The organism is Chitinophaga oryzae (genome assembly GCF_012516375.2).
Taxonomy (GTDB): Bacteria; Bacteroidota; Bacteroidia; order Chitinophagales; family Chitinophagaceae; genus Chitinophaga; species Chitinophaga oryzae.
Genome location: NZ_CP051204.2, coordinates 4,191,980 through 4,204,546, shown reverse-complemented (window position 1 = coordinate 4,204,546; position 12,567 = coordinate 4,191,980). Strand labels below are relative to the sequence as shown.

Annotated in this window: 8 protein-coding genes; 1 reads left to right on the top strand and 7 read right to left on the bottom strand. The window is 53.3% G+C overall.

Going from position 1 to position 12,567, the window contains the following annotated elements; all coding sequences use genetic code 11:
- Nucleotides 1–2 precede the first annotated feature (2 nt).
- From HF324_RS17495 to HF324_RS17470, 6 genes are read right to left on the bottom strand one after another with little or no spacing between them, the layout of a single operon-like run.
- Nucleotides 3–2,255, bottom strand: a complete 2,253-nt coding sequence (locus HF324_RS17495) for a glycoside hydrolase family 20 protein (protein ID WP_168860358.1) — start codon at nucleotides 2,253–2,255, stop codon at nucleotides 3–5.
- A 20-nt stretch (nucleotides 2,256–2,275) separates the two neighbouring features.
- Nucleotides 2,276–5,152 (bottom strand): tetratricopeptide repeat protein, encoded by a 2,877-nt coding sequence (locus HF324_RS17490; protein ID WP_168860357.1) that lies wholly within the window; start codon nucleotides 5,150–5,152, stop codon nucleotides 2,276–2,278.
- A gap of 17 nt (nucleotides 5,153–5,169) precedes the next feature.
- Nucleotides 5,170–6,666, bottom strand: a complete 1,497-nt coding sequence (locus HF324_RS17485) for a glycosyltransferase family 2 protein (protein WP_220100770.1) — start codon at nucleotides 6,664–6,666, stop codon at nucleotides 5,170–5,172.
- A gap of 24 nt (nucleotides 6,667–6,690) precedes the next feature.
- A complete protein-coding gene (locus HF324_RS17480) occupies nucleotides 6,691–8,145 on the bottom strand; it encodes a glycosyltransferase family 2 protein (protein WP_168803698.1) in 1,455 nt (484 codons plus the stop codon).
- A 6-nt stretch (nucleotides 8,146–8,151) separates the two neighbouring features.
- The gene (locus HF324_RS17475; RefSeq protein ID WP_168803697.1) at nucleotides 8,152–9,297 is read right to left on the bottom strand and encodes a HEAT repeat domain-containing protein; all 1,146 of its coding nucleotides are present in this window, start codon (nucleotides 9,295–9,297) and stop codon (nucleotides 8,152–8,154) included.
- Nucleotides 9,298–9,343: 46 nt separating this feature from the next.
- Complete coding sequence (locus HF324_RS17470; protein ID WP_168803696.1) at nucleotides 9,344–9,721, bottom strand: response regulator transcription factor; 378 nt, start codon at nucleotides 9,719–9,721, stop codon at nucleotides 9,344–9,346.
- Nucleotides 9,722–9,825: 104 nt separating this feature from the next.
- Between HF324_RS17470 and HF324_RS17465 the strand changes: the two genes are divergently transcribed.
- Complete coding sequence (locus tag HF324_RS17465) at nucleotides 9,826–10,932, top strand: sensor histidine kinase (RefSeq protein WP_258539137.1); 1,107 nt, start codon at nucleotides 9,826–9,828, stop codon at nucleotides 10,930–10,932.
- A 45-nt stretch (nucleotides 10,933–10,977) separates the two neighbouring features.
- Here the strand turns inward: HF324_RS17465 and HF324_RS17460 are convergent, their stop codons facing one another.
- Entirely contained in the window at nucleotides 10,978–12,567 is a 1,590-nt protein-coding gene (locus HF324_RS17460) for an MFS transporter (RefSeq protein ID WP_168860356.1), read from the bottom strand.

Below are 12,567 nucleotides of genomic sequence, written 5' to 3'. Positions count from 1 at the left end.
TATTACTGTACATAAATTTCATCACAACAGATAGCCGGCCGTTTAGTTTCCGGAGCTTCCCGCCATACGGGGATTTCCGTCGGACAAACGCCGGTCACGCGGATATAGCGTACAGCCTTTCCCGTTAACCGGAAAGAAACCGGTATATTTTTTACATCATAGTCTTCTCCCTGTAAGGGCGTAATGACCTGCTCACCTGCGTCCGTAAAATGGGCGCCGTCTTCAGACACCGCCACTGTTACGCGGGACGGACTGAAAATATAATGCCGGGCATCCAGCAGAAAATGCATAAAGACAGTATTGACCGGTTTGGCAGCACCCAGGTCAATGACTGCTACGAGGTCCTTTCCATACAGGTACAGCCAGTTGAGGCTGAAATCTTTGCCGCCTTCCAGTCCATCGGTAAGCGTCTGCGCCCCTTTACCCGGAAACTCAGGCGGCGGCGGATTCACCAGCGATACCTGCGCCCTGAATGCCAGGCTGCTGACCCACTTGCGGGCAAATAGGCTGTCCCATTCCTGCTGGTAACCTTCAGGGCTAACGCCGCCTTCAGCCAGCGCAGTGACGCCCGCTTCCTTGCAGAGAGCCGTAAATTTCCGCACCCGCTCCGGCCAGCGCGGATTTACCGTATATTCCCTGCCGTTAGCGTCGAGATAACCATGTGGCTCTGTCCCGAAAAAGCGGGCCTGTTGCAGCACCGTATATTCCAGGGGTAACCGTGCCGCATATACGCGTTTTAACAGCTCAGGCTGTCCTTCCGCCGCGGCTTCCGCCTTGTCGAGCAGACGACTGTATTTGTCAATCGCCAGCGGCGAAAGATAGTCCCGGTGGTTGGTGACAGGGTTTCCGTAGATATCAAGCGCGGCGTGCGTTTGTTGTAGTGTGGACGTCAGTGCGTCTATATATTGCCGTATGTTTTTACCGGCCTTCCCATAATATCCCTGTAAGAAGTCATCCTGCACTTTGTCTGCATCCGTCCTGGGATTCCACAGGTACTTCGCCTGCACATAGGCGTTGTACGCTGCCATGTCGCTGTGCGTATCGCCGCTGCCCTGAGAAAAAACCCCGCTCACTTTCTGATCGGAAAAGTATTGCAGGTTGGGCCGCAGATGCGGATAGTCCGGAAAAGGCGCCAGGTAGTTGGTGAACTGCGTGGTATAGTCCCATACGAACAGGCGGGAGGTAACCGTACCCCAGGCTTCCAGGTTTTTACGGAAACCGGCTGCAGACGGGATCTTGCTCAGTGGCTCCTGCCGCAGTGCGTCAATAGAGCTGAGCATGATGATCACATTGGCAGCAGGCTTTGTGCGTAGCGGCGGTTTGGAGGAATACAGGTAGGAAAGCGTGGTAAACTGCTGCTCCGGAAACTGTGCGGCCACTTTGTTCACAAAACGAATCAGCGAGCCGGAGGGACCACCTTCTTCGGCGTCCACCTGGCGGCAAAGATCGCAGGTACAGTATCCGCCGCCATCTTCCTGGGAAACGGACCAATACATGGCATCAGGATTGCCGGCGATGGCTTTACGCAGCGAATCCACCACCAGGCGGAAAACGGCTTCATTGCTGAGGCACAGCTGCGTAGGCTGCCGTATGCCTTTCACCATGGCAAAGTATTCCGGGTGCGCGGCAAACCAGCTGCGGGGCGGAATCAGTTTAAAGAACGAATGGCCCCACAGTCCCCAAAGGTCTTCAAAACGATGCAGCTTGTGCCATTCGAGGTATTCATTGTCAAAGGCGGCGGGGTAGTAGGTTTCCCGATAGGTGAAAGCCGGCTCCTGCAGGTCGTGGAGCTGTGCCGGCACGCGTATATCTTTGGTGGCAGGCACCGTGGCCGGCGCCTGGCTGTATTTGCGGCAGCCGAGATACTGCTCCAGCAGGGTATATACGCCGTATACCACCCCTTTGCCACTGCCGCCGATAATATACACATCGCGCGCATCGGTCGCCAGCATAAAACCTTCCGGCTTTATTTTGCCGGTATTGATATTGGCGGCATGATCGGTATGGCCGATGTAAATCGCCGGCTGGTCTTTATCCTTTAAGGTGTGCTCATTGACGATGTTCAGCGTAGCGCCGGACATCCTTTTTACATACTCCTTCAGTACCGCTGCGGCATGCTGGTCGTTTTTGCCGGCATCGGCAGGCAATACGATCACATAATTGCTTTTACCGCCCGATACCAGCGCAATATCGCCGCCGGTAAAAGACTGGCAGCCATAACCCAACAGCGTCATGATGTATAGAAAATATGTCATCGTCCTGTGCATAAAAGTGGTTAGAATTTTCGTTGTACCGTTACAAAGATATCGTACTGGTTCTGAAAAATGGTAGGACTGATTTTCTGGTTGATCCAGGTGCCATACAGCCCCAGGGTGGTGCGGTACCGGACTGTTTTCTGGTAACCGGCGCCCACGCTGCGGGTCAGCAACCCTGACAACTGCGGGAACTGCACCAGGCGGCTGCGGTCATCCGGAGAGGTTCCCAGCCCCGCAATGAGCGACAGGTAGTCCTGGTCCCTGTTCATATAGTAACGGGTCGTCAGGTTAAAGGAAGTATAAAAATTGGGTTGGTCACTGATGAAATAAGCCCGGAAGTTCACATAAAAATCATGAAACCGGTTGGCGAGGGATACCACGCCGGAGTAGATGTCTGCGCTGTCGGTCTTCAGGTAGCGGCCTCCCAGTTCTGCTTCAAAGCTTTTGCCAAACGTGTGGAAGATAGAATAAGCCAGGCGTGCGGTGGGGAACACGTCCGAATTGGCATAACTGGCAAGGGCGTACGAATAGGTACGGCGGGAATGGGTGTAGTATAGTTCCGCTTCTCCCATAATGCCGGTGCCTTCGGCCGCTCGTCCGCCATAGTTAAGGCGTACGGCATAGCTGCCCCGTTTGATGAAACGCCGGTATTCGGCGGTGGCGATATTGTACCAGCGGCTGGTGCCATAGTCGTAGCTGGAGCGCAGGAAGAACAGGCCGAACTGGTTTTTCAGCGTCTTGCTCCGCAGGTAGTCGGCATAGTCGATATGCGCGGTGGTATTACTGTAGCGCAACAGCGAGTCTGCAGCCAGCGAGGCGGCGGAGAAATCTTTTTTGTTTTCGAGCGTGATGACCCGTTTTTCCAGGAACGCCGGATTGTCCGGGTAATACCGGAGGCCCTGGTTGGCATACGCCAGCGCGCTGTCATAGGCGCCTTTGCCGTTGTACAGGTTGATGGTATATAACAAGGCGGCGGAATCTTTCCTGTTGATGGCCAGTACCTGCCGGAAGGTTTGCAGCGCGCTGTCAGGCTGCTGGTTTCTCCGGGCGGCAGTTCCTGCAGCCAGCAGGTTGTCCGTATAGGCGTTACGGTATTTTACGGTAAAAGGGTATTGCTGACGAAGGCTGTCGAGTATAGCACCGGCGGCAGTATACTGCTGTTGCATACTGAGGATGCCGGCCTTTTTAAACAGCAGTTCGCGGTTATGTGGATCGCGAGCCAACGCCTGGTCCAGCCAGGACAATGCGCTGTCTGGCTGTTGCATGGCGCTTTCGGCGTTGACGAGGTACTGCAGCGCTTCCGGGTGGCCTGGCTGCAGTGCAAGTACGGCCTGGAACTGTCTTTTAGCTTGTTCGTATTCTTCGTTTTGCAGCAGTATCCTGCCGGCGCTGAGATGAATGTCCTGTAGTAAAGCGGAGTACTGCCCGTCTACCGGATGGCGTTGCAGCAACGATTCCAGGATGGCTGTCGCCTGATCGTACTGTCCCGTGTCCGCCAGTATGTTGGCTTTCTTCAGCAGGAAACGCGCGTTGCCGGGATGTTGTTGCAAAGCCCGGTCAAGGACGGCAAGCGCCTGCGCAGGCTTTTTCTGCAGCAGGTAGGTATTGGCCAGCAGGTCGGGGGCCGTGGTGTCGCCGGGAGTGGTACGCAGGGCGTTTTCAAATTGCAGAAGCGCTTCGGGGTATTGCTGCTGGGCGAGATATTCCCGTCCGCTGGCAAGGTAAAGGCGCCCTAGGCGTTCCCGTTCGGTGGCATTGGCTGGCTGGCGTTGCAGCAGCTTCTCTGATAGCATGGCAGCCTCGGTGTATTTGCGGTCGCTTTCCAGCATATCTGCTTTCAGGCCCAGTAGCCGGAGATCGTCCGGGTGACTTTTCAGGCCGAGGTTGATCCAGTTCAGCGCTTCCCGGTAGGCGCCGCGGGACATGCTCAGCCCGATCAGTTTCTGTAGCGCTTCCGGATTGCCGGGATGCTTTTCCAGTATGCTTTGATAAAGCGCGTAAGGATCGGTGTTGGTATAATAGGCGGCAGCTTCCATGCGTAGCGGCACCTGCTGGCTGCGGGCTTTATTATCTCCCGGAAAGCGCTTGACAATATTTTCCAGGTGGCTGATCGCTTCCGGATAACGGTGCATTTCCCGCAGTATCTCCAGCTTGGTCATCAGTAAATCGTAGGCGTTGGGGTGGCTCGCCAGTTCGGCTTCTATCCGTTCCAGCGCGGCGCTGTAGTTATTATCGCGTATATCTATGCCCGTAAGTGCCTGCCGCGCCTCCTGGTTGGAGGGATCGGTCATCAGGGCTTTTTCGTAATTGCTGCGGGCGAGGTTGTTGTAGTTGTTTTTACGGAAGTAGGCGCCTGCCAGCAGGAAGTGGCCGGTGACGGCCCTCTGCACGACGGTGTCGGTGCCATACCTGTCGAGCAGGGTATTGGCGTAGTTGCTGCCCTGGTAAAACTTGCGGGCTTCATCCATGACACCCAGTTTCTTCAGCATAAACTCACGGTCGCCGTTGAAATATCCCAGTGCCATATCCGCATAACATTCGGCTTCCTCGTATTGTTGTTGGGCCAGTTCAATATTGATGGCATACAGATAGGCATCCCGGTACCGCGGGGCAGTGGCCAGCACCTGCCGTATATATTTCCGGGCGCTGTCATACTGGTTGGTGAGCTGGTACAGCCTGCCCATAAGCAGCTGCTGGTCCACAAAGTCCGGCTGCTGGTCCAGCGCCTGACGGGAGAGGCGGATGGCCTCGGGGTATTGTTTGGCCCGTGTGGCTTTGACGGCGTCATCGTAGAGCGCTTCGGCAGCCCTGCTTTTGCGGTTGTTTTGGGCCATGGCCGGCAATACCGCTACGGTGGCGGTGATCAGGAAAATATATTTCAACACGGGTGTCCTCATCTATAAAAAAGTTTGTGCTAAGCGTTTGCGGTTTTCTTTTTGCCAAAGCCCTGGCGCTGCATATTGCCCCAGGAGTGTTTTTTGCCGGTCAGGAAATAATAATATCCCTTCAACGCGAAAAAGACGATCAGCGGATGATAAAACAACGGCTCCAAAAAGGCCATCAGGGCAAGCCCTATCACTTCCCGCCACGTCTTATAGTAATGGAAGGTCATATGGTCCCACCACACGGCCAGCGTGGTGATCATCACGGAATACAGGTATACAAAAAGCAGTAGTATCAGGGCGTAATGCCAGTTGATCTGGCCGGTGATGATCAGGTAGATGTAAAACAGGATGCCGGTGAACTCAATAATGGGCGCCAGGAATTCAAAAAAGAAATTGTAGGGCAGCACTACCAGTCCCAGTTGTTTGTATCTCGGATGAAAGAGGACCTTGCGGTGCATGGTGATGATTTCCGCGAGGCCACGGCCCCAGCGGGTACGCTGGCGGCCGAAGACTTTCAGGTTGGGCGGGCCTTCCGTCCAGCACTGGGAGGTGGGAATATACCGGATGGCGTATTTCAGTTTGTTGTCGATCATGTAGGTGCACATGCGGGTCACGATGTCCATGTCTTCTGCGAAGGACTGGCTGTCGTACCCGCCGGCTTTAATAGCTATTTCCTTATCGAACAGCCCCAGGCCGCCGGATACGTTGGGTACGCAGTTGATCAGGCTCCAACCCATTTTGCCGAGCACATAGGCCCGGATGTATTCCATTTCCTGGAAACGGGGCAGCCACTGGCGGGGCGGCCTTACACGGGTGATCACCCCTTCGTCTACCTCGCAGGAGTTGGCCAGCCGGAGTGTGGCGCCGGAAGCGATCACCCGCACGCTGTCTTCCTCGAAATGCACGTAACCGCACTCCGGACAGGGATCGCCCACGGCTTTAATCCGCTGGTGTTCTTCGTCCATAAAAGGTTTGATGAGCCGCAACAGGGTGTCTTTCTCCAGGATACTGTCTACATCGGTACAGAGAAAGTAGTCATACGACGCGGCGTTGATACCGGCATTGGATGCATCTGCCTTGCTCTTGCCGTTTACCTTGTCAATGACCAGCAGTTTATCGTAAACGTTATTGACTGACTTGAAGACACGTTTCACCGGCTGCGATTTAATCCGTTCGTTGTAGGCGAAATCCACTTCCTGTAATTCAAATTCACGGATCAGTTTATCGAGTGTGTCGTCTGTACTGCCGTCGTTGATGATGATCACCTCATATCTGGGATATACCAGCGTCAGCAGGGAGCGCACGTTGGAGATGATGGTCACGCCTTCGTTGTAAGCCGGCGCAATCACGGAGATGCCGGGCGCCAGGGGAGAGTCCAGCATTTTCGTATAGTCCACATAACTATGGCTGCGCTGGAAACGAAGGATGCCCCGGAGCGAGAGCAGGGCCAGCACGGCATACATCAGCAGCATCACGCAGCCAAACACAAAGATGAAGCCTTCATAAAATTCTTTAAACCATTCCACTATATCGGCAGTTTTAAAAGCTGATTAATTGGCAGCGGCAGTACCGGAAGCCTGCTGCTGGAAACCACGCCGCTGCATGTTGCCCCAGCTGCTCTTTTTCTTTGTAAGGAAATGAAAATATCCCCGCAGCGAGAAAAACACGATCAGCGGGTGATACAGGAACATCTCCATTAACGGGGTGGCGCAGAGATAGATCACTTCCCGCCAGCTCTTATAGTACCGGAACGTAAGCTGGTCCCATAGGATGGCGAGGGTGGTGATCATCACGGAATAAGTATATATAAACAACAGCAGCAGCACCGCTGTGGGCCAGTTGATCAGCCCCAGCACCGCGCCTGTAATGTAAAACACAATACCTACAGCCTCCACGATAGGCGCCAGCAACTCGAAAAAGAAGTTGTAGGGAAAAATAATCATGCCCATACGGCCATAACGGGGATGCATAAACATACTGAAATGTGCATGCATCAGCTGCGCCAGGCCCCTGGCCCAGCGGGTGCGCTGCCGGCCGAAGATGCGTACGGTCACCGGCGCTTCCGTCCAGCAGAGTGTGCGGGGAACGTACCGGATGGCATAGTCGATCTTGTTGTCGCAGGCGTACCGGCACATACGGGTCATCAGTTCCATGTCCTCCCCGAAGGAGCTGAAGTCATATCCGCCGCAACGGATAGCCACTTCCTTGTCAAACAGCCCGAGGCCGCCGGACACATTAGGAACGCAGTTAATCAGGCTCCACCCCATTTTACCCAGTACAAAGGCGCGGATATATTCCACTTCCTGGAAGCGGGGCAACAGCTGCCGCGGCGGCCGCATCCGCGTCATCACCCCCTGGTCAAACTCACAGGAATTGGCGATACGCAGCGTGGCGCCGGTGGCAATCACACGTTTATGCGGTTCCTGCATCACCGGTTTGATAAGCTCCACCAGCGTATGTTCGTGCAGGATACAGTCCACATCGGTACATACAAAGTAATCGTACGACGCGGCATTAATGCCGGCATTCACGGCGTCAGCCTTGCTTTTACCATTTACCTTGTCGATAATGGTGAGCAGCGCATAAGCCGGATTGGAGGATTTATAGACGTGACGCACCGGCTGTGTGGGGATCTTCACGTTATAGGCGAAGTCCACCGCCACGAGCTCAAAAGCCTCGATCAGCTGCTCCAGGCTATTGTCCGTGCTGCCGTCATTGATGACGATGATCTCATAACGGGGATAGACCAGCGTCATGAGTGAACGCACGTTATAGATGATCGTCAGGCCTTCGTTATAGGCGGGGGCGAGCACGGTGATGCCCGGCGCCAGCGGTGATTTGAGCAGCATCTCTACCTGCTGAGATTCCCCTTTTTTGGCGTAAGCCCGCACCGCGATGATGGAAAACAGCGCTAACAGGGCATAGGTGCCCAGCAGCACGGCGCCGTAAACAAAAATGCCGGTCTCGAATATATTCCTGAGTATTTCCCAGAAGGTACTGTCCATCAGCGACTAGAATTTGATTAACGGGTTCATACAGTGTTTCAGGATGAGTTTGTTCTCCCGGGTAGCAGTATCTACCAGCTCCTGGATAACCTCGCCGGCGGCCCATTGGTTATTAATGAGCGATTTGGCGGCGTGTTTACGGATCTCAAAATCCGAGGAATGCAGGAACTCCTGCCGGAGGAATTCTATCTGTTTTCCGCTGCTGATACGCCCGAAAGCCTTCAGTATTTCTGTTCTGCAATGGTGCGGCTGACTGTCATACATGCTCCGCAGTTTTTCCTCCACCTGTTCAATCTTTAACTTACCGAGGCAGTTGATGGCATTGGCCCGCAGGTAATGATCGCGGGTGTCCAGCAGCTTTACCACAGCAGGCACGGCGCTTAACTGCTGGTAATGCTCTACCAGCTTCAGACAGAAGGAGATAATACTTTTATTGGAAGAGTAGGTGATCCACTGGGCAAAGTTAGGAATGGAGATGCGGTCGGTGGTGGAAATGATACGGAAAAGCTCCACCTGGTCCCAGAGCAGCAACGGCTCTGTGGCGACGTCGAAAAATTTGAATGGCTCGTTTTTGCTTAGCTTGATGTAAGCGTGACGGGCAGCGGCGCGTAACTCACGGTTACGGCTATTCGTTAACGGCAGGATGATCACGTCGGCAATAGGAATGTCCATGTTGGTAAGCTCGCCAAGTGCCTGTATTTTATGGTTCCAGCGGCTGGACTTCAGCTTCCTGAGCGAGTCCTTGTCCAGCCCCAGCTGCACGTAAAGGTTGCGCAGCTGGCTGCCCATAGCGCCCTGTACGTTGTCGCGGTACTGCATCAGCCGCTGTATCAGCACCTGCCGCGCCCATTTCTTTTCAAAGATGGGTTTGTCGAATACTTCCACCGGAACAGCTGCCTCTACCGGCTCATCGGTATACAGCTCTTCGTTCATTAATATATGTTCTGTGAGCAGATCATCGATCATCGGATGTAAAGCCGCCAGCTTTTTATCCCGAAGGTAGCTCCGGTAGCGGTTGATCAGGATGGAGATATAGGCGATGGCTGTCATCGAGACGGCTATCACGGTAAAGGCTACCGCGATCTGGATGACGAGCGGGGCGTAACGGAACTGGTCCACCGTAGCCGAAAAAAAAGCCGGTATGGTTTTCATGGTCGCAGGAAATGGTCAGTAAAATATCACATGGCAAAAGGCACAACTACTGGTATTGCATCAGCAGGCGTTTCACACGGATCAGCAGTTCACCGGGGATGACCGGCTTCTTGAGAAAATCGTCCGCCCCCAGTTTGAAGCCTTCCAGGATCATATCTTCATTGCCTGCATTGGAGACAATGATAACAGCGATAGGCTTGCCTTCTTTTCTGCCCTTTACCCGGCTCAGGATTTCGAAACCATTGGCATACGGCATCATAATATCGGTTATGATCAGGTCGTATCCATAGTTGGTCTCTTCCAGCTTTCTAATGGCCTCTTTTCCATTAACTACATGGTCCAGCTGATAGGCTTCCTTATGAAGTATCCGCTCAATGATTTTGGGCATCACTTCATCGTCTTCAATAACAAGGATCTTATACATATACTCGATTAGCGGTTACTCATGGTGGTTATGGTCACTGTATTCAGTGTAATAAAGATAGGGATTATATGTAAATCTCTGCATTTTTAAGCCCTATATTTGCGATGGATTATATAGTTATGACCACGAAGTTTAAAATATTATTGGTAGATGACCATAGGGCCAATCTCCTGGTATTGCAGCGTATGCTCGAGACGGAAAAACGGACCTTTGTGCTGGCCACCACCGGCCGGGAAGCCCTGGATATCGCCCGGGAACAGGACGATATAGGACTGGTAATGCTCGATGTCCAGATGCCGGACATGGATGGCTATGAGGTAGCCCGCCAGCTCAAAGCCCACCCGCAGACAAAGGATATCTCCGTCATTTTCGTAACAGCTACCAACAAAGACGAGGAAGATATGCTGAAAGGCTTTGAGAAAGGAGCGGTAGACTACCTTCCCAAACCCCTGCACAAACACCTGACCCGCGCCAAAGTGGATGTCTTCGAACGGCTGTATTACTATCAGCGTGAGCTGAAAATGGCGCTGAAAGCGAAGGAACAGATCAACGGGCAGCTGGAGCGTTTTATGCATGTGGTGGCCCACGACCTGAAATCGCCGCTCTCCGGTATTACCAGCCTTTTGCTTATTCTCCGCGAGGAGGAAGAGCTGCAGCGGTCCACAGAACTGCTGTCTTTTGTAGACATGGCGGTAGACGCCTCCCATAAACTGGCTGATATGATCTCCGCTATCCTGGAATACAGCCGCGCACACCAGGACAACCAGCCGGAAGAACTGACAGCGGTGAATGAACTGCTGGGAACACTGGTACAGCTGTTGTTCCCGCCGGCCAATGTGCATATACAGATAGCGGATAATCTTCCCGTTTTATATACCAGCCGCCAGAAACTGCAACAGGTGTTCCAGAACCTGATCAGCAACGCGATTAAATATGTAGACAAACCCCGGGTGGAAATCAGTATCGGGGGAGAGGATAAGGGCGAATACTATGAGTTTTTCGTAAAAGACAACGGGCCGGGGATCGCAGACAAAGACAACGAACGCATTTTCCGGCTGTTTGAAAAAGTAGAGAATGACGGCGATAACGGCAAAGGGACCGGTATCGGTCTTAATATCCTGAAACTGCTGGTGGAAACACAGGGCGGTAAGGTATGGGTGGAATCAGTGAAAGGGGAAGGAAGTTGTTTTTATTTCCAATGGAGAAAGTAATCAACCGTATAAAATATCCCCGGGCAGATACGCCCGGGGAATGCTTCAATACGGCGTAAACGCCTTCCGGGGGCGCAATACCTGTTGTTTGACCCATGGTCCCGCTATTATAACGGTAATCAATACACTTAAACCGATAATCATCCAGCCATAATAATCCATCGATGCCCGTAAGCCTGTTTGTTCCTGCAACAGGCGCCTGGCGGCACCGTCTGCCAGCTGCCGCGCAGTGGCCATATCCCGCCCGTTGGCCAGGAAATGTTGCCGGAACTGCTCCAGCACATTTTCCCGTATGGGATTGATATCGGTGAACTGCTCCCTGAATTTATTATAATGAATGCTCCTGGCATATAACTGGAAATAGTTCGCGAAAGCCAGGCTGCCGCAAAAGCCGGTAAAACGGGCGGCAATACCAATGAAGGAAACACTGCCCGCCATGGCTGCCGGGACCGTCCCCACGACATACATGATGATGGGCACGAACAGCGCTCCTGTTCCAAAACCCTGTATCCACATGGGCGCCAGAAACTGGCTGGTGTTGGCTACGCGGGAAAACAAAAAGTACATCCAGATATGAAACAGCAACAGTGACAGAAAGCCGCAGCACAGTATCCGGCGTGTATCCGTTTGGTTAAGTACCAGCCGGGAAGCGACCACCACGCCTGCCACTATACCGGCGATATTGCTCACCCATACAGGGGTCAGATGCACAGGGTCTACCTGCAGCACCCCCTGCAGATAAGCATATACATGCCCGGTGGTACCCTTAAATACATAATAGGCGACGAGTAGCAACAGCCCGTTTCTGAAGCCGGCAAAACGAAACAACCGGAGATTCAGCAACGGACGTTTTAATGAAAACTGCCGTACGCAGAAAAGCGTCCCGCTGATCAGCGCGATGAGCAGCAGCCAACACAGCTGCGGGTTGGAGAACCAATTGAGCTGCTGGCCGTAGACAAAGATGTAGCCCGCTATACACAACAAAACAGCGTATAAAAAAGCACTGGGCCAGTCCAGCTGGTACAACGGGAATTTCTTCCGGAGGCGTACGTTGTTCGTGATCATGAGCAGGAGCAGGATACCCGGGACCTCCAGCAGCACAAGGAAATAAAACAGCTGGTTGAATTCAATATAATATAATAACCAGCTGCAAAAGAGCGCGCCGCCGGGTATAGATATCTGCAGGCTGCCATAGAAGACGGAGTAACCGATCACCCGTGCCCTGTCGGAGCGTAAGCGGGAGAAAATCATATGGAGGCAGATGCTGCAGAACGGGGCGCACATCACCCCCTGGATGAAACGGCAGATCATAAAGACGGATATGTTCCGGCTGCTGGCGCAGATGAAACAGGTCAGCGTATTCACGACGGCGCCGATAAGGAGGTAGGGCCGGGGCTTCATATATTTCACCAGCCGGTCGTCTACCGGGAGAAAAGCCACCAGCATGGCGTACATCAGCACAACGGAATATTGTACGTCTGCCGGCTCCATACCGTAATAACCGGCGGTTTCCGCGCCGTTGCTGAAATAGAGCGCGAAGATGCCCAGTGCCGGCAACAACACGAGGAAGATCGTCACACGGATCAGCCATTCAGGGACCCAGGGTTTAAAAAGTGGTAAAGTGGCGGATGACAT